General features: G+C 38.6%; 1 protein-coding gene. It reads right to left on the bottom strand.

Annotated elements, in window-relative coordinates; genetic code table 11:
• Nucleotides 1–222: LysR family transcriptional regulator (locus tag KVT27_RS24235; protein WP_217582136.1), on the bottom strand; the 222-nt coding region annotated here is incomplete at its 3' end.
• Nucleotides 223–290: the final 68 nt, after the last annotated feature.

Raw genomic sequence — 290 nt, 5'->3', positions numbered from 1 at the left:
GGCCTTCAATGCTGTAATGGTATGTTCAAGAAATGTCTTCCCAATAGGGGTTAATTTCACATTACGACCTACTCGATCAAATAACGGAGTACCTAATTCATCTTCAAGATTTGCGATTTGCCGACTAACGGCTGATTGGGCTACGTGAAGATGCTCAGCGGCTTCTGAAATATGCTCGCGTTCAGCACCCTCCACAAAATAGCGTAATTGACGTAACTCCACTAACATTTCACCACTATTAATCTAAAAATAAGATTGATTATAGCACAATTATATAGTATTGAAGATAA

This window comes from Lysinibacillus sp. GbtcB16 (genome assembly GCF_019091145.1).
Classification (GTDB): Bacteria; Bacillota; Bacilli; order Bacillales_A; family Planococcaceae; genus Lysinibacillus; species Lysinibacillus fusiformis.
This window is presented reverse-complemented; position numbering and strand designations above follow the sequence as displayed.